Below are 19,532 nucleotides of genomic sequence, written 5' to 3'. Positions count from 1 at the left end.
TCAGCCGGCCTGCTCGATCAGCTTGTTGGCCTTGGCCTGGGCTTCGTCCAGCGCGTCCTGGGCGCTCTTCTTGCCCTGCATGGCCAGCTGGATCTGGGCGACGATCGCGTTCAGCTCGCCCGGCGTGAGGGCGATCTCGTCGGCGGTCGCGGTCTTGCGGTCACTGGCGACGATCTTGCGGGCCTCGGCGAACGGATCGGTGCCCTTGACCGACTGGAAGAACGGGTCGTCCAGCGAGGCGGTGGTGGAGGGGAAGATGACGACGTTCGGGTCCTTCGCCCACGCCAGCTGGTTCTCGGCGTTGGTCAGGAACCGCGCGAAGGCCAGCGCGGTCACCGCGTTCTTGCTGGTGGACGCCACGCCGATGTACTGCGGGGCGCCGACGGTGTGGCCGAGGGCGTCCAGCGTGAAGGGGGCCACGCCCGTCTTCTCGTAGACGGTCGGGTTGTTCTGCTGGATGAAGCGCAGGAAGTTGGGGTTGGTCGGGCCGTAGGCCAGCTTGCCCTGTCCGTAGACGTTGGCCGGGTCCTGGGTGGAGGACAGGGAGTCCTTCGGCATCGCCCCCGCCTTGTAGAGCCTCGTCATGCCCTCGACCCACTGCACGGTCTTCGGGTCGTCGGCGAAGGTGAACTTCTTGCCGTCCTCGGACAGCACCTTGATGTCCATCTGCTGCCAGTCGGCGGGGATGCGGTGTTGGGGGTTGGCGAGAAAGGCGAAGTACTTGCCGTCGGAGGCCTTGGCTATCTTCTCGGCGTCGTCGAACAGCCCCAGGACGGTCGTCGGAGGTTTGGCCGGATCCAGGCCCGCCTCCTTCAACAGGTCGGTGTTGAAGGTCTGCACGATGCCGCCGGAGTACCACGGCAGCACGCTGTGCACCTTGGTGCCGTCGGCCTCGGCGTAGGTGCTCGACTTCCACATGGCGGCGGTGAACGGCTTGCCCGCGTCCGGCGCCTTCTGGTCGAGGTTGAGGAGATAGCCGTTCTTGGTCAGCGCGATCGCCGTGTTGACGTTGATGTTGACCACGTCCGGCAGCGTGCAGCCCTGTGCGTCGGCGACCAGGCGCTGGGTGAAGGTGGCGTCGCCCGGGTCGTCGATCCACTTCACCTGCGTGCCCGGGTGCTCCTTCTCGAAGGCGGCGATGACACCGTTGAAGTAGTCGCCGAAGTCCTTCTTCAAGTTGGTCGTCTGGAAGGTGATGTCGCCCTTGACGTCGCCGGAGAGAGCGCCGGACCCGACGTTCGCCTTGTCGACCTTGCATCCGCCGGCCGTGGCCTCCCCCTCGTCGGAGCCGCCGGAGAGGCCGCAGCCGGCGGCCGTGAGCGCCAGGGCGAGGAAACATGCCAGGGATCCGGGGAGTCTGCTTGCGCGCATGGGTGCCCTCCTGGAACCAGCCAGGGCTGGTTCAATTAACCAAGTTTGGCTCCGATTGATGAAAAGGTGGACCAGAATTCATCGGAGGTCAATGGGTTGCCGTGTTGCTTTTGCGTTCCGTTCAGTGCCGGTGCTCGTGGTCCTGGTGGGACGGGTCGCCCGGGTGCTCGTGTCCCGGGGCGTACTCCACACCGGTCCGCGCGTGGTCCAGCCAGCCGAAGAACGCGACGCGGCCGGCCGCCTGGCGCAGTTCGCGTTCGATGCCGTCGCGGGTGTGTCCGTACGGCAGGAAGTCCGTCGGCACGGCTGCCGGGGCGTAGGGATCGACGCCGCGCCTGAGCGCGTCCGGGGTGAGGTAGCGGTCGCGGTTGCGGTCGTAGTAGTCGCGTACGGCTTCCTCGGGGATGCGCTGCTCGGTCTCCAGCGCGGCGAGGAGTGCGCGGGCGGCGGGGGAGTGGGCGAGGGCCGTGGCGATGATGCTGCCGAGGTCGGCGACGTCCGCCTCCGGCACGGTGGCGGGCGGCTGCATCTCCGGTGGGGGTGGCAGGCCGCGCTTCGCGCAGGTGCGGCGGGCCAGTTCGTCTATCAGGACTACCTGGGTTGCCCATCGGCGTCGTTGTCGTTCGGCTGCGGGTCTGTTGTGGCTGGTCGCGCAGTTCCCCGCGCCCCTGGGGGACGTTGCCGAACCGCCTCTCAAGAAGGCGTCCACGCGTTCCTTGGGGACTTCCTCACCGTGCACGCGAGCCGCATAGTCCCCCGTCATCGCGTCACCACCAGCTCGACCGCCGCCGTGTACGCCACGCAGCCGTGCCAACCGGCCTTCGCCATCAACCAGTACGACCCCGGAGCCACCGCCCCGCCGTCCACCTCGATCACGTACTCGGCCCGCTCCCCGCCGGCCACGGTGAAGCCCTGGCAGCCCGGCGTCACACCCGCCCACGTCCCCCACGACGACACCGCCCACAGGGTGCCGCTGATCGGCCCCCGGGTCCGGTTGCGCAGGGTCACGGGGACTTGGACCCGTTCACCCCGGCGAACACTGACCCGCTCGACCCCCAGCTCCGTCACCAGAGTCGGGCCCCGGTGCCCGTCCGCCACGTCCAGCGCCACGACGTCCTCGTACGTCTGCCCGCCGTACGACAGCCGGGCCGCGAGCCAGTGCCGCCCGGGCCCGGGGTCGGGCGGTGGGGCCACCGTGACCTCGGCGACCGTGAACCCGCCGGGCGCCAGGGCGTACGGCAGTTCGGCCGGGGTGACGGACCAGCCGGGCGGGACGTGCAGCGTCACCGTGCCCGACACCGGCGCGTCGGTCAGCTCCGAGGCGACCCGGACCGTCGCCGTGACGGGGCCGTCGGAGGCGGTGAGCGTGGTCGGCGAGACGTACACCGTGACCGGCATGTTGCCGCGTGGGGCGGGGCCGGAGTTGTGGAGCCAGTAGCGGGTCGGGACGGGCTGGGCGGGCTCGTGGGCGGCGACTCCGGGGCCGGGCGCGGTTCCCGCGTCGGCGGTGGCGAGCAGCGTGGCCACCTCGAACCCGGTCAGGTCGGCCGCGAGCGCCCCCTGGCCGTCGGCCGTCAGCGGCTCTCCCCGCCGCTCCAGCACGTCCGCCCGCGCACCCTCCGTCCACTCCCGAGGCCCGCTCACCCGCGCCCGCACCGGCCGCCCGTTCACCTCGTGCATCCGTACCACGACCCCACGCCCGGGATCGGCCGGCGCCACGCTGCCCCGCGCCAGCGGCGACCCGGCCGGCTTGAGCGCGTCGAGCAGCACCTCCCCGGCCGGCTCGAGCCCCAACAGCACGGCCTTCCTGGGCAGTACGGCGTCCTCGGCGGCCGTCCGCCTCAGCCGGGCCGTCAGCGGATGGTTGAAGGCGTGCCCGGCCTGCGGCAGCCGCAGCTCCCGCCAGTCGCCCGCGCCCGCGACCACCGCGTACTCGAACGTGTGGGACCAGCGCTGGAGTTGGAAGGCGGAGCCGTCGGGCGTCGTGCGCCGGGGCGGGTCGACCCAGATGCCGGAGGGCCAGCCGGTGCAGGAGCGCATCAGGGACATGTACAGGTCGCCCGACGACGTCACCACGCACCCGGGCGTGCCCCGGTTGAGCACCGCGAAGCTGCGCCCGTCCCAGGCGTCCCCGGGCGGCAGCGCCTCTCCGCCGCCCGCCGCCGTGGCCCGTACGACCGCGTCGTCCAGGTCGGCGATCAGCGCGTCCACGGCCTTGGCGTCGTCCTCGGGCCGGGCGCCCGCCACCACGAGCAGCGGCAGCCGCTCCAGGTCGCGCAGGTCGGCGCCGGGCACCCACTCCTCGCGCAGCGAGGCGCGCGGCGCCACCCAGACGGCCGCCACCCCCTGCTCGGCGAGCTGCCGGCGCAGCTCCCGCCCGGCCGCCGGGTCCCAGCCGAGGGCTTCGGCGACCAGTGTGTTGCGCTCGGGCGCGCCGACCGCGATGCGGATGTCGGGCAGGTTGGAGTCGACCTCCAGGTCGCCGTAGCGCGGGCCCCCGGCGATCGTCGAGGTGGCCGTCACGCCGACGCGCACCAGGGCCGCCGCGAGCGCGGCGCCCAGCTCACCGGCGTCGTCCCAGGAGGCGTACACCAACTCGGCGACTCCGATGGACCGTTCGCCGAGCGGACGGCCGGAGCCGTCGGTCACCTCGACCCGGGCAGTGGAGCCGAGCCCGAACCAGGTGTTGGCCGGGTTGTCCAGCGTCCACGGGAACCGCTCGCTGTCCACCTCCACGAACCCGAACCCGCGCCCGATCACCGCGTCGGCGACCTCGTGCACCGGCAGCCCGCCGCGCACGTCGGAGGGCCAGCGGACCCGGATGAGCCGGTCGGCGCCGTCGTAGCCGTCGAGGGTGGTGGTGAGGTCGAGGCGGTCGACGCCCTTCCAGAGCGTGAGGCGCTGGGTGCAGCGGAAGAGACCGAGGTCGGCGCGGACGGTGATCCGGGATCCGGCGGGCGAGTGCTCGACATCGATGTCCGCCGTGACGTCCCGGCTGCGGGCGGTCGTGGTGCCGGTCGGCGTGAGGTGCCAGGGGCCCTCGCCGAAGCGCGGGTGCCTCGGATACTCCTCCTGGACGACGAGTTCGTTGCCGATGTCGCCGGGGCGCAGCAGTTCCCGGCCGCCCTCGGCCAGGGCGCGCAGACCGCTGACGGCGCCGCCGCGTGCGGGGTCGACCGTCACTTCGTAGAACTCGTTGCGGATGGTGACGCCCTCGCCGGGCGTCCACGCCGGGACGGTCCCCTCGGCGAGCGGGAGTGCCTTGAGGCCCATGCCGGGCACCTCCGGTACGACGACGTGGAGTCGGCCGTCCTCCCGTACGGCGGGCAGGGGCAGGCCGGTGTCGTCGAGCGGGACGAGGCCCGGGTCGTCGAGTGACAGCACGTCGCGCCGCTCCCAGGTCGCCGCGTTGAAGACCACCAAGTCCGGGGTGGCGCCCGGCAGTTGGGCGACCCTTCGGGCGATGGCGTCGGTCGCGTCGGCGTGGACCGTCTCGGCCAGGTCGTGCAGTTCCCGCCAGCCGGTGAGCAGATCGATGTAGACCTGGTCGGACTCCGAGCCGGTGATGGCGTCGTGATGGGCGCCGTAGACGAGCTGCCGCCACGCCTTGTCGAGCGCCGCGTCCGGATACGGGTGCCCGGCCACCAGCGAGGCGAGCGTCGCCCAGGCCTCCGCGTCGGCGAGCAGCGTCTCGCCGTGCCGCTGGGCCTGCTTGGTGTCGATGTAGGAGACGTCCTTGCCGGTGTAGATGGGGTTCATGTCGCGGGTCTGCGGTGACGCCTTTCGGCCCTCCGCGGCCAACTCCGCGCGGACGGCGGCGAAGAAGTCCTTCGGGGTGCCGCTGATGAAGCGCGGCCAGACGTAACGGGCGTTCCAGTCCCGGTGGATGTCCATCACCCAGCGGCACGGCGGCGCGTAGTCACCGCCGACCGGGAGCAGCACGTTGCGGGTGAGCGCGACCTGCTTCAGCCCCCGGAACAGCTTGAACGCGGCGGCCTCCGCCTCGGGGAGCGTGGCCGCGTTGTCGATCGCCCAGCCGGCGCCGTAGTGGTTGACCATGTACGCGGTCAGCAGCCCGCGCCCGGACGGGGCGATCCAGTCGAACTCCGCCGGGAACTGCATCCGCTTCGGGTCGCGGGGCTCCTCGCCGAACACCGAGAGCGTCGGCCCCCACTGGTGGAAGGGCCCGCGCGCCCATGAGCTGGAGCTGACCCCCGCGTCCGCCATCAGCCCGGGGAACTGCGGATCGTGCCCGAACGCGTCGAGCTGCCAGGCCGTCTGAGGCGACGCCCCGATGATGCCGCGCTGGAAGCCGTCGCCGTACAGGGCGTTGCGTACGGTCGCCTCGGCGCCGGTGAGGTTGGTGTTCGGCTCGTTGTAGGTGCCGCCCATGATCTCGACGCGGCCGGTGCGGATGAGCTGGCGCAGGAAGGCGCGCTCCTCCGGGAAGGCGTCCCAGTAGGGCTTGAGGTAGTCGACCTCGGCGAGCACGAAGGTGTACGCCGGGTCGCGCCGGGCCAGATCGCAGTGGGCGCGGACGAGGCTCATGCCGGACTGGCCGCGCGAGTCGAAGGTGCGGGCCGCGAGGCCGGTGGTGGCGGGGTCGTCGGCGACGTCCCAGGTCTCGGTGTAGGCGCCCTGGGTGTTCCACCAGACCGGGTCGTAGTGGAAGTGACTGACCATGAACATGGTCCAGCCGGGTTCGGCGGCGGTGAACTCGGCGGCGTGCTCCGCGGTGAGAGCCGGATCGTCGGCGTCCTGCACCATGACCCTGACCTGCGTACGGTCGCCCGGCGCGTGGTCGGCCGTCACCGGTATCTCGGCGCGTACGGCGCCGTCGTCCCCCGTCATCGCCTCGGCGCTGCCGCGGACACCCGGCCCCTCCGCCGTGAGATGGACGGCCCGGCCGGGGGCATGGCGGATCTCGACGGCCAGCACCTGCTGTGGGGCGTGCGCGGTGCCGGCGAAGAGCTCGGTCGACTCGACAGAGATGACGCGCATGGGGCTCCTACGAGACTACGAGTGCTCGGGGAGCCCATCCTGGCAGCGGCGGATGGTTCAAACAACCATGCGTGTCATTTCTCGGTGGTTCATCCATGCAGACCGGAAGGCTCAGCGGCCGCGCCGGGATTTCACCGAGTGCTGCGGCATGATGTGGTCGGTCAGCGCCAGCGAGGCGCTCGCGCGCTGGTAGGAGAGCTGGGCGACCCGGACGTAGAGGCAGTCGACCAGCACCAGGACCGAGTGCCGGCCGCCGATGCCGGTGAGGAAGTTGGTCTCCGAGGCGGTCGAGATCAGCCGGATGTCGGCGGCCCTGGCCAGCGGCGAGCGCGGGTCGGAGGTGATCGCCACCGTCGTGGCCCCGCGCTCCTTGGCCAGCTCCAGCGGCTCCACGGTCTCCCGGGTCGCCCCGGAGTGCGAGATGCCGAGGGCCACGTCCGCCGGGGTGAGCAGCGCGGCGGAGGTGGCGGCCGCGTGCACCTCGGTCCAGCCGCGCACCGCACAGCCGATGCGGAACAGCCGCGTCTCGGTCTCCTGCGCCACGGCCCCGCTGCCCCCGACGCCGTAGACGTCGATACGGCGGGCCCGCGCCGCCGCCTGCGCGGCCCGCTCGATCGCGTCGAGGTCGATCCGGTCGATGGTCTGCTGCACCGCGCGCAGATCCGTGTTGCCCACGACCTGCACGACCCGCTCCAGCGAGTCGTCGGGGGAGATGTCCGGGCCGATCTCGGCGGTGCCCCAGTCGGAGGCCTGGCCGCGGCCGCGCTCCTGGGCCAGCTCGATCAGCAGATGCTGATAGGAGTCGAGGCCGATGGCGCGGCAGAAGCGGGTCACCGTCGCCTGGGAGGTGCCGGTGCGGCGGCCCAGCTCGGCGGCCGAACAGTGGGTGACGGCGGCCGGATCCTCCAGGATCAGCTCGCCGACCTTCCGCAGGGAGCCGGCCAGCCGGGGCAGCTCGGTGCGGATCAGTGTGGTGACGTCCGTCGGGGGCATGGAAAGAAGGTATCAGCCACCCTATATCGCACGACTTGAATACCAGGACCGGTCGGAGCGGGCCTGCGGACGGCTCGTTGCCCGTGCCGCTCGGTCTGTGATTTATTGATTCACCGATGAAGTCATGCAGGGTGGTTCAATCCATCATTGGTTCACATCCATCAGTGGGGAGTGACGCGTGTCCGACGAGTCCGTGAGCGCCCGGCGCTTCGCGCACGAAAGCATGGCCGTCCTCGACCGCCTGACCGAGTCCGCCCGCGACGACGTGGCCCGGGCCGCCGGACTCATCGCCGACTGCGTACGCACCGACGGCGTGATCCAGGCCTTCGGCACCGGCCACTCCCAGGCCATCGTCCTCGAACTGGCCGGGCGGGCCGGCGGCCTTGTGCCGACCAACCGGCTGAGCATCGCCGACCTCGTCCTGTACGGCGGCGAGCCCCCGAGCGTCCTGGACGACCCGCTCCTGGAGCGCCGGGCCGGGGTCGCCGCCCGGCTCTACGACCTGGCCGCCCCGCGCCCCCAGGACCTCTTCGTCGTGATCTCCAACTCCGGCGTCAACAACGTCATCGTGGAGATGGCGCTGCACGCCAAGGAGCACGGCCACCGCGTCCTCGCCATCACCTCCCTCTCCCACACCCGCGCCGTCCCCGCCGGGCACCCGAGCGGCCGCAAGCTCGCCGACCTCGCGGACGTCGTCCTCGACAACGCCGCCCCGCGCGGCGACGCGCTGCTGGAGCTGCCCGGCGGCGGCGCGGTGTGCGCGCTGTCCACGCTGACCGGCGTGCTGCTGGTCCAGATGGCCGTGGCGGAGGCCTCCGCCCTGCTGCTCGCCGCCGGGGAGCGCCCGCCGGTGTACGTCTCGGCCAATGTGCCGGGCGGCTTCGAGGGCAATCTGGAGCTGGAGAAGCGGTACGCCGGACGGATCCGGCGCACCGCGAGCTGATCACTCCACCGGTACCGGTGTCAGCGCGACGGCCAGCGGATAGGCGCCGGTGCCGAGCGGCTCCTTCACGGCGCCCGTCGCCGTGTCGACCGGCACCAGGGCGTTCCCGTCCGCGGTCGTCACGTAGGCCGTGCCGCCGTTCCAGTCCAGACCGACGTCGAAGGCGGACCGCCCGACCGTGACCCTGGCGCCGGGGGCGCCGGTCACCGTGTCGACGGGCGTGACGTGGTCCCCGTTGCTGGGGCTGATCCACAGGGTCCGGCCGTCCGGCGACAGGCCGAGCCCGTAGGCCTGGCCGGTGACCAGGAGCGTCGGCTCGGTGTCGTTCGTCGCCGTGTCGATCGGCGTCACCGTCGAGCCGCCGGAGTTGGACACGTACACCGTCCTGCCGTCCGGCGCGGCGACCACGTTGAACGGGCGCGGGCCGACGGGGATGGGCTTCCCCGCGTCAGCGGTGGCGAGGTCGACGGGGCTCACCGTGTCGTCGTGGATGTTGGCCACGTACAGGGTCCCGCCGTCGGGCGTGATCGCCATGTTCTCGGGGCCCGAGCCGACCGCGACGGGTGCTCCCGCCTTCAGCGTGCCGGTGTCGATCGGCTGCACCGTGCCGTCCGTGTAGTTGGCGACCCAGAGCGTACGGCCGTCCGGGGTGAGGGCGAGCCCGGCGGGGACCTTGCCCACGGGGACCGTGGCGGTGACGGTGCCCTTCGCCACGTCGATCACGCTGATCGTGTCCGAGCCCTGGTTGGCGGCGTACGCGGTCCGGCCGTCCGCGCCGACGACGACCTCGCCGGGGTTGTCGCCGACCGCGATGTTCCTGCTCGTCCCGCTGGAGAGGTCGAGGGAGGTCACCGACGCACCACTGAAGTCGGCGGTCAGCGCGCGGGGCGTGCCGGTGCCGTCGCTGACCTGGACGGGGAGCGCGCGGTCGAGGAGTCCCTCCCCCGACACGACGACGGAGTGGACGCCTTCGGTGACGCCGGTGAGGGTGACGGTGACCGACGCCGGGGTGGTCACCGTGCCCTCGGCGGGCGTGGCGGTGACGCCGTCGGGTACATGGAGCCGCCAGTCGACGGTCTTGGTCTGTGCGTCGGACAGGTCGAGGGTGACCGTGGCGGAGGCCCCGGGCTTCAGCGACAGCGAGCCGGGCGAGAAGACGGCGTCGACGCCCGGGTCTGGTGCGGTCTCCAGCATCGTCGTGTAGAGGAACTGGTCCATCACACCCGGGGAGACCTGCTGGGGAACGGCGTCCAACTCCTTGCGCTCCGCGCGCAGCCGGGCCCAGTGGGTCGCGACCGCGTCCGTGTCACCGCGCCTGTCGGCCAGCAGCAGCTCCACGGCCGTCCTGCCCGCCGTGCCGTAACGGCCGAGTTTGTCGAGCCAGGCGGAGGTCTCCGCCAGGAACCCGGGGTTGTCGAGGCGGGCACGCAACCGGTCCGGGGTGGCGGCCATGTCGGCGAAGTAGGACGTGAGCCGGGCTGCCGCTCGGTCGAGCCCGCTGTCCTCCTCGTACGCCTTGCGGAAGGCCGCGATGAGCTCGGTGAGGGTCGGGGACTCGGTCGGATCCAGCAGGGAGGAGTAGTTGTTCTCGGCGAGGATCCGCAGCCATTCTGCCGCGCCGGGCCCCGCGAGATCCCGTACGGAGGCGAGGAAGGCCGCCCGGGGATCGTAGGCGTCCGGGTTCCAGAGGTAGGCGGCCGAGGTGAACAGGGCGATCCTGCTCGCCTCGCCCTGGACCATCGGGTTGGCGGTGACCCCGGTGACCTCCTCGGCCACGCCGGGCTCTCGGCCTGTGTAGGGGCCGAGCAGGAGGCGGCTGGTGACGTAGTCGTTGACCGGGTAGTTGTCCCAGACGAGGATCGGATGGCCGTACACCTCGCGGGCCTGTCTCACCTGCTCGGCGGTGATCGTCGGCGCGATCACGCCGACGCCGGTCCACTCGACGACCACGGACGGATCGAGCTTCTCCCGCAGCGCCTTCTTGTACGGGGAGTCGGCGAGGTCGGAGTACTCGGTGGGGACCATCTCCAGGGGCTTCAGGCCGGTGTGCCCGGCGGTGAACTCCCGCCACACGGTGTTGAGCAGACGGGCCTGTGCGGCGCCCGCCGCACCCCCGCCCGTCCCGAACTCCCGCTCGTCGGCGGGGCAGTTCCACTTGGTGTAGCTGATGTCGTCGAGCGGGATCGCGAAGGACCGCACCCCGATGTCGTACAGCGAGTCGAACTTGGCGGTGAGCGCCTTGACGTCGGCGTCCGAGGAGTAGCAGACGGAGAGCCCGGGGGAGAGGGCGTAGGTGAAGCGGACGTGGTTGGCGCGGGCCCGGTCGACCAGTTCCCGCAGCCTGGTCAGGTCGGCGGGCGGGTACGGGTCGCGCCAGCGTGCGCGCAGGTAGGCGTCGTCCTTGGGCGAGTAGACGTAGACGTTCTGTTTCGTGCGGCCGTAGAAGTCGAGCTGCGCGAGGCGCTCGGCGTGCGACCAGGGGGTGCCGTAGAAGCCCTCGATGACTCCGCGCAGGGCGGCCGTGGGCCAGTCTCGGACGGTCATGACGGGCAGGCGGCTGCCGGTGACGAGCTGGCGCAGGGTCTGGACCGCGTAGAAGGTGCCGGCGGTGTCGACGCCGGAGAGGGCGACCAGGGCGCGGCCGTGGGGCCGGCCGGTGGCCAGGGTGTAGCCGCCGGAGGGCAGGCCGGCCGGGGACTTGGCGCCGAGCCGCTTCAGCGCAGGCCCGGTGGCGGTGTTCTCGCCGGGACCGCCGACGTACACGGTCAGACGGGCGGCGGGCGGCCGTTCACCCGCCTTGACGGTGACGATGTGCTCGGCGCCGGCCTCGCGCAGCACCTTGTCGAGCAGGCGTCGGGCGGAGGGGTCGGTGCCCGGGCCGACGACCTCGACGACGCGGTCCGGGACGGTGAGCCGGCCCGGGCCCTGACGCACGCTCTTCGGCGTCGGCCACACCTGCTCCGCCCGGGTGCCGGGCTCGGGCACGGCGGCGGCCGCGGGTGGTGCGGCGAGGCCGAGGGTCAGTAACAGGGCGGCGGTGGCGGACCGGGCCGGGCGCCGTGGACGTCTGTCACGCGCGGATGGAACCACAAGTCCTCCTGGCACGAGTTCTCCTGGGGGGAAGGCCGAGGGGTGAATGTATCCACCGGGTGATGCTAGAGATGCTGAATGCTTCATTCAATGGGGCGTGAACGTACGCGCCGACGGCATCGGGCGCACACTGGAAGAGAGCTGTCGGTGCTCAAGGGGGTGTCGGCATGGCTGCGTCCCAGTGCGCGAAGGTGCGGCTGTGGCGGTGGCGGCGCAATCCGCTCAGGCGGCGAAGCGACGTCGTCGAGGCCTGGGTCGTGCTGTGCGGCTGGCTGCTCGCGCTGGTGGGCGCCGTGTTCGCCGGTCTGACGGCGGCGGACGCGGTGGTGCGCTCGGCGGAGCAGCAACGGGCCCAGAGCCACCAGGTCACGGCCGTACTGGTGAAGGACGCCGAGGATTCGGGGCCCGCGCGGGTGACCACCGACCATCTGGTGTGGGCCACCGTGCGCTGGACCGACCCGGACGGCTCGGTCCGCACGGACGAGGCGCGGGTGCCGCCCAAGACGAAGGCGGGCGGCAAGGTCGAGGTGTGGGCGGACCGCAACGGCATACTCCCCAAGGCTCCGCTGTCCGAGGCCGAGATCCTGATGCACTCGGTCGCCGGCGGCATCCTGGCCGGCGCGGCCACCGCGAGCCTGGCGCTGGGGTTCGCCTGGGTGGTACGGCTGGCGATGGAACGGCGGCGCCTGGATCAGTGGGCCGCGGAGTGGGAGCGGCTGGACACGCCCTGGGGCTGGAAGACGGGGTGACACGGCACCTGCCGCCCGGCCGGGTCGAGCTGTGGCGGCGGGCGGCGGATGCCGGGTCGCGGACTCCCGGGGGTCAGCCGGCCGACGGACTCGGAGCCGGGGCGGGGGACGCGGTGTTGAGGTCCTGCAGTTCCTTCGGGATGGGCAGCGTCAGGACCGGGGTGCCCGGCTGCGGCGGGGGCGGGGTGAGCTGCTCCTTGGGGAGCTTCGGCGGCGTGGTCTGCTGGAAGTTGTTCGCGTCGAAGTTCACCAGGCCGGTCTTCTCCAGGACCGTGATGTGGTCGAGCACCGTGTCGTTCGCCAGGTCGGCGAGCTGACGGACCAGGGTGTTCTGCGTGGTGGCCCGGATCTTCGCGATGGTCGGGAAGATCTGCCCGTGCGTCACGCGCATGATCGCGACACCGGTGGCGTCGAACTCCTTGCCCGTCTTGGAGTTCACGGTCGCGACGAACTGCTGCTGCTGCGGGCTGGCCTGGTTGGGCAGGGTGATCTGCAGCTCGGGAGCGATCTTGCGGCAGGCCTCGTCGAGTCGGCCGTGCCCGACGACCAGGTGCTCGCCGGCCTCCTTCATGGCCGCGGTGGTGCCCTTCTGCATCGCGGCCATGCCGAGCGGGTGCTCCCACAGACCCGCCGCGCGGACCTTGACGACGAAGTCCCGGTCGGCCTCGGTCAGCGGGCCGTAGGGGGTGTTGGCGATGATGCGGTCCTGGTTGCCGGAGGCGTTCTCCATTCCCAGCATGGCGGGGTAGGCGAGGGCGGACAGAGTGAGGACGAGGGCGCCTCCCACGAAGACGGTGCCTACCATGCGGCGCGAGACGGGCATCGTGACTCCTGACATGAACGGCTCGGTGCACCCTGAGGTACGGATGGAACGCGCGAAACAATCATCGCCGCGGGGAAAAACTTGCGGCCGGCTGTGCGCCGTTCATCACGGACCTTGGTCGATCAGCGCAGACGGCGTTCGAAGAACGCCATGGTGGTGTCCATCGAGTCCGGCCACCGCGGCCCGAAGGTGTGTCCCTCGCCCCGGTACGTCCGCAGCTCCACGTCCTTGCCCGCCGCCTCGAACGCGGCGACGGTCGCCCGCGTCCAGGCCAGTGGGCAGGTGTCGTCGGCGGTGCCGTGGTGGATCAGCAGGGGCTCGGTGACCCGGTCGACATAGGTGAGGGGCGAGACCTGCCGCCAGAACTCGGGGTTCTCCTCGGGCGTGCCGTGCGCGGCCTCGATCTCCGCGACGAGCGGGTCGCCCTCGGGCCGCTGGAACTGGTCGATGTTCTCCTGCGGGCGCGAGCTGACCGGCGCGAAGACGACGGCGGCGTCGACCAGTCCAGGCGCCACGACCAGCGCGTTGTACACCACCCCACCGCCCATCGACCGCCCCAGCAGCCCGATCCGCCCGTCGTCGACGTCCGGCCGGCCGGCGGAGCGCAGGGCGTGTACGGCGTTGATGACGTCCTCGGTGTAGCCGAGCCGCAGATTGACGTCGTTGTCGGGGTCGTCGTCGGAGCCCGCGTGGTTGCGGTAGTCGGTGTGCAGGACGACATAGCCGTTGCGGGCGAGGAGGTCCTGCTCCCGGGGCATGCCACGGCCGGTGGTGTAGACGTCCGGGTCGATGTAGCCGTGCGCCAGGACCAGCGCCGGGAACGGGCCCTCGCCCCGGGGGACGTTCATGATCCCCGAGATCGTCAGGCCGTTGGACCGGTAGGTGACGGCGTACTGGGTGTAGGCGTCGGTACGGACGCGTACGGCACCGAGACGGAGGTCGGAACCGCGGTGCTCGCGCCGCATCAGGGCCGGGAGCGAGACCGGGTCGGCGGGGGTGGGGGTCGGCGGGGTGCTCTCGGCCCGGGCCGACGCCGACGCCGACGGGGAGTGCGTGGGGGCCGTGTTGTCGCCGTTGTCGCCGTTGCCGCTGGTGCAGCCGAGGGCGGCCACCAGTGCCAGGCCGGCGGCGAGACGAGGGAGGCCACGCGGTGACCGCATGGCGTCGAGTATCGCGCGAAACGGTGCGGTTGGCGCTGTGCGTCGGCGGGAGGGCGGTGGCGGCCAAGGCAAGTAATTGTGATGCACGTCACGAGAGGGCTACGGTGGTAGCGCTTGGCGAAGCCCCCGGGCCGCGGGTCGAGTGGCGGTGCGCGACCGGGTCGGCTTCGGGTGAGGGAAGTGATCCCGTTGTCCGTCGCCTGGGACGACATCGGCGGTCTCGTCGATGCCCACGAACGATTCCTCGCCGGCTCACTGGTCGAGTCGGACGTCCGGGACTCGGTGCTCGACTCCTGGAAGCGATGCCGCTCCGTCGGTCTCGAGCCGCACCGGCTGCTGGTCTCCTACACCGAGGACGTGACCCTGGGCGAGCAGTTCCTGCGCGCCGCCCACCCGGTGCTGCACGACCTGTCCGCGTCCCTGACCGAGGTGAGCATGACGATCGCGGTCTGCGACGGGCAGGGCCGCATGGTGGAGCGCATCGGCGGTGGCCGCCGGCTCTGCGAGCGCCTCGACGAGGTGCGGTTCGCCCCCGGGTTCGACGCCTCGGAGCCGGTAGTGGGCACCAACGGCGTCGGCACCGCCCTCGCCGAACGCGGCCCCGTCTACATCGTGGGCCGCGAGCACTTCGCCGACTGCCTCCAGCCCTTCGCCTGCGCGGGCGCGCCCGTCCGGAACCCGCTCAGCGGGCGCATCGAGGCCGTCCTCGACCTCACCTGCCTGCGCGACCAGGGCGATCCGGCCATGGTGCGGATGGTCCGCGAAGCCGCCCGGGACATCGAGGCCCGGCTGCTGGAGCAGGCCAGCCGGCGCGAGCGCGCACTGCTCGCCGCGTACCGGCGGGCCGGCGACCAGGCGCACGGCTGGCCGAAGCAGCCCGGGGAACCGCGGTCCGACCGTGCCGAAGCCGCCCTCAGCCGGATCGACATGGCCGTGCTCCGCGAGAAGGCGGAGGAACTCATCGCCTCACCGCACCACACCCTCGACGAGATCACCCTGCCCAGCGGCCGGACGGCCACCCTGCTGCGCCACCAGGTCAAGGGCGCGGCGGGGGAGACCGGGGTCGCCGTCGAGGCGCGTGTGGTCGGAGGACCGCGGCTGCGGCATGTCGGACTGGCGCCCTCCGCGGCGGCGGTGGCGGTGGCGCAGGGCCGGGGAGCGCCGGGCGCGGGGGAGCCGGCCGGATCGGCCGCACAGGGGCCGGTGGGATCGGCGATGTCGCGCACCACGGTGGCGAATCCCCTGACCGCCCACACCGTGACCACCACGCAGACCCCGAGCGTCGCGGTGACCTCGCCCGCCGCACCCCCACCACGCCCCGCGCCCACCGAGACCTTCCCGGACGGCGAATCCCCCGCCACCGACGGCTGGCTGCTGCTCGTCGGTGAGCCCGGTGTCGGCCGGCTGGCCGTCCTCGCGCGGCGGCGGCTGGAGTTGCTGCACGACGCGAGCGTGCGGATCGGCACCACCCTCGACGTCACCCGCACCGCGGAGGAGCTCGCCGAGGTGACCGTCCCCCGGTTCGCCGACTTCGTCGCCGTCGACCTGCCCGACTCGGTGCTGCGCGGCGAGGAACCGGAGGCGCTCGGCGGCCGGACCGGGCTGCGCCGGGTGGCCATCCGCGCCGTACGCAGGCAGCCGCACAATCTCTACGACGTGGGCGACCTCGTCGAGTACGTCCCGTCCACGCCGCAGGCCCGCGCCCTGGAGACCAGGCAGTCCGTCATGGAGCCGGTGCTGACCGAGGCGGCCGGGTGGATCGCGCAGGATCCGGAGCGGCTGGGCCGGGTGCTCGCCGCAGGCATCCACTCGCTGATCGCCGTACCGCTGCGGGCCCGCGGCACGACCCTCGGCGTGGTCAGCTTCTACCGCTCGGTGCAGCCCGCCTCCTTCGAGGACGACGACCTGTCCCTGGCCCAGGAACTGGTCGGCCGCGCGGCGATCTGCATCGACAACGCCCGCCGCTACACCCGCGAGCACAACACCGCCCTCGCCCTGCAGCGCAGCCTGCTGCCGCGGGGCCGCCCCGAGCAGAGCGCCGTCGAGGTCGCCTACCGCTATCTGCCCGCGCAGGCCGGCGTAGGCGGCGACTGGTTCGACGTCATCCCGCTGTCCGGCGCCCGCGTCGCGCTGGTGGTGGGCGACGTGGTCGGGCACGGTCTGCACGCCGCCGCCACGATGGGCCGGCTGCGCACCGCCGTCCACAACTTCTGCTCCCTGGACCTGTCGCCCGAAGACCTCCTCACCCACCTCGACGACCTGGTCGGCCGGCTCGACCGGGGTGAGGGCTGGGCCTCGGAGAACAGCCCCGACTCCGGCATCGTCGGAGCCACTTGTCTGTACGCCGTCTACGATCCGGTGTCCCGGCGCTGCACCCTCACCCGCGCCGGGCACCCCCTCCCCGCGGTCGTCGCCCCCGACGGCACCGTGGAGTTCGTCGACCTGCCCTCCGGCCAGCCCCTCGGCCTGGGCGGCATGCCCTTCGAGACGGTCGAGCTGGAGCTGGCCGAGGGCAGCCAACTGGTGCTCTACACCGACGGTCTGGTCGAGGACCGGCACCGCGACATCGACGCGGGCCTGGAGCAGCTCCGCGCCGTGCTGTCCCGCGTCGACCTGCCGCCCGAGGAGACCTGCGAGGCCGTCCTCGACGCCTTGCTCCCGGCCCGCCCCGGCGACGACGTGGCGCTGCTCGTGGCCCGCACCCACGCCCTGGACGACGACCGCGTGGCCCAGTGGGACCTGCCCAGCGACCCGGCGGTCGTCTCCCGCGCACGCGTGGCGGTCACCGGCCAACTCGCCGCCTGGGACCTCGACGACCTGGCCTTCGCCACCGAGCTGATCGTCAGCGAGCTGGTCACCAACGCCATCCGCCACGCGACCGGCCCCGTCCAGCTCCGTCTGCTCCGCGACCGCGCCCTGATCTGCGAGGTCTCCGACGGCGCCGGCACCTCACCCCGCCTGCGCCGTGCCCGCAGCACGGACGAGGGCGGCCGCGGCCTGTTCCTCGTCGCCCAGCTCACCGAGCGCTGGGGCACGCGCTACACACCCCACGGCAAGATCATCTGGACGGAGCAGCCGTTGCCGTAGCCGGAAGTCCGGGCCGACCCTGGGGGATTCCGGCAGCACTTCTCGAAGTGGAGAGACGTGGTCGAACAGGGGCGGGAATCCGATGGTGCACCGACCTCCGGGCGTTGTCGCCGAGGAGACGGGAAGGCCTCGGCGAGTGGCCCGGAGGTCGGCGGCTGTGGGGCTCGCCGTCGGCTACGAGCTGGTCGGCAGGCGTCGGTGGCGCGGGCGGGCGGTCGCCCGGGCGAGCAGGACGTGGATCTGGCGGACCGCCTCGCCCGGATGGGTGGCCGAGGTGTCGAAGGGCAGCCGGGTGTCGTGGTGGGAGTCCGGTGTCTCCGACCGGAGCACCAGACCGTGCCGGTCGAGCCGCAGCGGCCGTACGACGGTCGCGCCGAGCTGCTCCCGGGCCGGCAGCAGCCGGGCGAGCGGGGCCACGGTGTCGGCGTGGGTCGCGTCCAGCCGGGCCAGCATCTCCGCCTCGTGGGTGGCCTGGGGGTCGGGGGAGGCGAGGGCCAGTTCGTCGAGGCCGACGACGGCCGTGCCGTCGCCCTCCGCGAGGACGGCCCGGGCCGGGTTGAACACCAGGGTCTTCGGGCCGAGGGCGCTGAGCCAGCCGCCCAGCGTCAGCCGGGCGCGCACCCGTTCGCGTACGGCGACGGGAGCGATGTCGGTGAACTCCGCCAGGGCGGCCAGATCACCGTGCGGCGCCACCGCGAGCTCGGCGGCCAGATGGCCGTCCGGCGGGTTGTGCAGCAGCAGCCGGGCGGCGGCGTCGACGGTGTGCAGGCCGATCAGCTCGACGCGATGGCCCTGCGTGGTGACGGTGAGCGAACCGGCTGCCGCCAGCACCGAGCGGGCACGCTCGGCGGGCGTCGGCTCAGGGCAGGAGGCAGCACACATGGGAACCTTTCGAGCACGTCGGTTCGACTTAGGTAAGCCTAACCTTACATCCTCCTTCCGTGTTCACCAGCCCGTCAGCAGAAGGTGATTGACGAGCAGCGCGAGCCCGGCCTGCCCCGCGAGCCAGGCGCGCGGCCCGGTCAGGAACGCACAGGCCGGCAGCAGCCACAGCGCGAACGGCAGCCAGATCCGCTCGGTCTCCGCCTTGCTCATCCCGGACAGATCGGCGACGAGGAGCGCGACGAGCGCGCCGAGCACCAGAATCGCCAGGCGGACCGGGGCCCGCTCGGTGCGCCGGACCAGCGCCGCACCCGCCCGCCGCAGCCCCGCCACCGCCGCCGGGCCCACGATCACGACCGTGCAGGCGAAGTTGGCCCACACCCAGTAGCCGTACGGCCGCTCACCGCCGACGCCCTGGTGGTAGCGGGTGACCAGCAGGCGGTACGCCTCCCACCAGTCGAAGCCCAGGACGGTGAACACGACGGGCACGACCAGGAATCCGGCCGACGCGAAGAGCAGCGGGCGGGCGCGTCGCGAGCCCAGCAGCAGGACGGCGGCCGCGATCACGGCGAGGAGGGTCAGGCCGTACGAGAGGTAGACCGCCCAGCCGAACAGCAGGCCCGAGGCCAGGCCCGTCCACCCCGGACGGCGCCCCGTCACCGACAGCGCGAGGAGCGCGACCGCCCACGCGGCGACGGCCGCGAAGTAGCCGTCGGCCGAGGTGCCCACCCACACCGCCCCGGGGGCGAGGACCAGGAAGGGCGCGGCACGGCGGGCCAGCCGCTCCTCGGACAGGGCGCGCACGGCGACCAGCACCGCGACCGCCGCCGTCGTACCGACGGTGATGCACCAGGCTCCCGCCCAGCCGCCACCGCCCAGGCCGATCCGGTCGAGGAGGACGAAGGTGAGCGTGGCGCCCGGGGGATGCCCGGCCACATGCGCGGGCCAGTTGTCCGGTGCTTCGAGGAGGATGTGGCCGGAGAAGTCCCGGAGGGTGGCGGGGATGTCGTGGAAGCGGTCGATGACCCGCAGGTACTCGTGCGGCGTCGTCAGCTGGACCGCGATGCCCCGGTGCCAGCCGTCGACCAGGGCGAGCGACCAGGTCCAGGCCATGCCGGTGATCCAGGTGACGGCGAGCAGGGAGCGCCACGGCAGCCGGGCGGCGAGCGAGGGGCCGTGCACCACCACGGCCACCGCCACGGTGAGCGCGGCCGGTGTGCCGGGCCCCAGATGCGGCGCCCACTCGGCCAGCAACGGGGCGAAGTCGACATGGAGCGTCCCGTGCCGGTTCTGGATGACGGTGCCGACGACCGCGGCGACCGCGAAGAGCAGCGCGGCGGCCGCGGCCGTGTACAGGTCGCGGCGGAGTTCTCGGTCACGGGTGTCGGGGAGATCGCGATACACGCCAGAACGTTAGGGCGAACGGCTTCCCC

Annotated in this window: 12 protein-coding genes; 3 read left to right on the top strand and 9 right to left on the bottom strand. The window is 72.5% G+C overall.

What is annotated here, in order from left to right; genetic code table 11:
* The 4 genes from IM697_RS32880 to IM697_RS32865 form a co-directional block, all read right to left on the bottom strand.
* The gene (locus tag IM697_RS32880; protein ID WP_194039726.1) at positions 1–1,371 is read right to left on the bottom strand and encodes an extracellular solute-binding protein; all 1,371 of its coding nucleotides are present in this window, start codon (positions 1,369–1,371) and stop codon (positions 1–3) included.
* A gap of 121 nt (positions 1,372–1,492) precedes the next feature.
* Positions 1,493–2,134 carry a peptidyl-prolyl cis-trans isomerase gene (locus IM697_RS32875; RefSeq protein ID WP_194039725.1) on the bottom strand — a complete coding sequence of 214 codons (642 nt, stop codon included), beginning with the start codon at positions 2,132–2,134 and terminating at the stop codon, positions 1,493–1,495.
* The gene (locus IM697_RS32870) at positions 2,131–6,372 is read right to left on the bottom strand and encodes a glycoside hydrolase family 38 N-terminal domain-containing protein (protein WP_194039724.1); all 4,242 of its coding nucleotides are present in this window, start codon (positions 6,370–6,372) and stop codon (positions 2,131–2,133) included. Before IM697_RS32870 ends, IM697_RS32875 begins: the two co-directional genes overlap by 4 nt.
* Before the next feature lie 111 nt (positions 6,373–6,483).
* Positions 6,484–7,365 carry a MurR/RpiR family transcriptional regulator gene (locus IM697_RS32865; protein ID WP_194039723.1) on the bottom strand — a complete coding sequence of 294 codons (882 nt, stop codon included), beginning with the start codon at positions 7,363–7,365 and terminating at the stop codon, positions 6,484–6,486.
* Between the two features lie 178 nt (positions 7,366–7,543).
* On the opposite strand from IM697_RS32865, the gene IM697_RS32860 reads away from it, so the two are divergent.
* Positions 7,544–8,308: a sugar isomerase domain-containing protein gene (locus IM697_RS32860; protein WP_194039722.1), complete on the top strand. Its 765-nt coding sequence runs from the start codon at positions 7,544–7,546 to the stop codon at positions 8,306–8,308.
* Here the strand turns inward: IM697_RS32860 and IM697_RS32855 are convergent, their stop codons facing one another.
* Positions 8,309–11,398: a beta-N-acetylglucosaminidase domain-containing protein gene (locus IM697_RS32855; protein ID WP_407699562.1), complete on the bottom strand. Its 3,090-nt coding sequence runs from the start codon at positions 11,396–11,398 to the stop codon at positions 8,309–8,311.
* A 167-nt stretch (positions 11,399–11,565) separates the two neighbouring features.
* Here IM697_RS32855 and IM697_RS32850 point away from each other — a divergent pair, with 167 nt between their 5' ends.
* Positions 11,566–12,147: an Rv1733c family protein gene (locus IM697_RS32850; RefSeq protein WP_194039720.1), complete on the top strand. Its 582-nt coding sequence runs from the start codon at positions 11,566–11,568 to the stop codon at positions 12,145–12,147.
* 73 nt (positions 12,148–12,220) lie between these two features.
* Here IM697_RS32850 and IM697_RS32845 read toward each other — a convergent pair whose 3' ends face one another.
* Together IM697_RS32845 and IM697_RS32840 are read right to left on the bottom strand one after the other, a co-directional pair.
* Positions 12,221–12,970, bottom strand: a complete 750-nt coding sequence (locus IM697_RS32845; RefSeq protein ID WP_194039719.1) for a DUF4142 domain-containing protein — start codon at positions 12,968–12,970, stop codon at positions 12,221–12,223.
* 122 nt (positions 12,971–13,092) lie between these two features.
* Positions 13,093–14,130 (bottom strand): alpha/beta hydrolase family protein, encoded by a 1,038-nt coding sequence (locus IM697_RS32840; protein WP_228044272.1) that lies wholly within the window; start codon positions 14,128–14,130, stop codon positions 13,093–13,095.
* A gap of 180 nt (positions 14,131–14,310) precedes the next feature.
* Between IM697_RS32840 and IM697_RS32835 the strand changes: the two genes are divergently transcribed.
* The gene (locus IM697_RS32835; RefSeq protein ID WP_194039718.1) at positions 14,311–17,217 is read left to right on the top strand and encodes a SpoIIE family protein phosphatase; all 2,907 of its coding nucleotides are present in this window, start codon (positions 14,311–14,313) and stop codon (positions 17,215–17,217) included.
* Positions 17,218–17,391: 174 nt separating this feature from the next.
* Here IM697_RS32835 and IM697_RS32830 read toward each other — a convergent pair whose 3' ends face one another.
* The gene (locus IM697_RS32830; protein ID WP_194039717.1) at positions 17,392–18,099 is read right to left on the bottom strand and encodes a DUF2470 domain-containing protein; all 708 of its coding nucleotides are present in this window, start codon (positions 18,097–18,099) and stop codon (positions 17,392–17,394) included.
* Positions 18,100–18,162: 63 nt separating this feature from the next.
* Positions 18,163–19,503, bottom strand: coding sequence for a hypothetical protein (locus IM697_RS32825; RefSeq protein WP_194039716.1), 1,341 nt, complete (start codon positions 19,501–19,503; stop codon positions 18,163–18,165).
* Positions 19,504–19,532 lie beyond the last annotated feature (29 nt).

Origin of the sequence: Streptomyces ferrugineus, assembly GCF_015160855.1 — a bacterium.
Classification (GTDB): domain Bacteria; phylum Actinomycetota; class Actinomycetes; order Streptomycetales; family Streptomycetaceae; genus Streptomyces; species Streptomyces ferrugineus.
Note: the sequence above shows the minus strand (reverse complement) of the source record. Positions and strands in the feature narration are given on the sequence as shown.

What these genes read in the sequence shown, in the direction of transcription:
- IM697_RS32880 (WP_194039726.1), bottom strand. Translation starts at nt 1,371, where the DNA reads ATGCGCGCAAGCAGACTCCCCGGATCCCTGGCATGTTTCCTCGCCCTG.
- IM697_RS32875 (WP_194039725.1), bottom strand. Translation starts at nt 2,134, where the DNA reads ATGACGGGGGACTATGCGGCTCGCGTGCACGGTGAGGAAGTCCCCAAG.
- IM697_RS32870 (WP_194039724.1), bottom strand. Translation starts at nt 6,372, where the DNA reads ATGCGCGTCATCTCTGTCGAGTCGACCGAGCTCTTCGCCGGCACCGCG.
- IM697_RS32865 (WP_194039723.1), bottom strand. Translation starts at nt 7,365, where the DNA reads ATGCCCCCGACGGACGTCACCACACTGATCCGCACCGAGCTGCCCCGG.
- IM697_RS32850 (WP_194039720.1), top strand. Translation starts at nt 11,566, where the DNA reads ATGGCTGCGTCCCAGTGCGCGAAGGTGCGGCTGTGGCGGTGGCGGCGC.
- IM697_RS32845 (WP_194039719.1), bottom strand. Translation starts at nt 12,970, where the DNA reads ATGCCCGTCTCGCGCCGCATGGTAGGCACCGTCTTCGTGGGAGGCGCC.
- IM697_RS32840 (WP_228044272.1), bottom strand. Translation starts at nt 14,130, where the DNA reads ATGCGGTCACCGCGTGGCCTCCCTCGTCTCGCCGCCGGCCTGGCACTG.
- IM697_RS32830 (WP_194039717.1), bottom strand. Translation starts at nt 18,099, where the DNA reads ATGTGTGCTGCCTCCTGCCCTGAGCCGACGCCCGCCGAGCGTGCCCGC.